Genomic DNA, 256 nt, shown 5'->3' with positions numbered 1-256 from the left:
AACAGGCCTTCGGCGCTCAGCAGGTTCGGACCGGACAGACCGACGAATACGTCAGCGCCTGCCAGTGCGTCTGCCAGGGTGCGCTTCTCGGTAGCGTGGGCGAACACGGCTTTGTACTGATTCAGGTCGTCACGGCCGGAGTGGATCACGCCGGTACGGTCAACCATGAAGATGTTTTCGATGCGAGCACCCATGCTCACCAGCAGTTTCATGCAGGAGATGGCGGCAGCGCCGGCGCCGAGGCAGACAATCTTCG

1 protein-coding gene is annotated in these 256 nt (G+C 61.7%); it reads right to left on the bottom strand.

Annotated features, from left to right (window positions below; all coding sequences use genetic code 11):
* The coding region (locus AAEY83_RS16710) for a malic enzyme-like NAD(P)-binding protein (RefSeq protein WP_351060880.1) at positions 1-256 on the bottom strand (256 nt) is incomplete at both ends.

This window comes from Psychrobacter sp. TB20-MNA-CIBAN-0197 (assembly GCF_040309765.1).
In the GTDB taxonomy this organism is placed as follows: domain Bacteria; phylum Pseudomonadota; class Gammaproteobacteria; order Pseudomonadales; family Moraxellaceae; genus Psychrobacter; species Psychrobacter submarinus.
The sequence above is the reverse complement of the archived record's forward strand: the minus strand, read 5'-3'. Positions and strand labels throughout refer to the sequence as shown.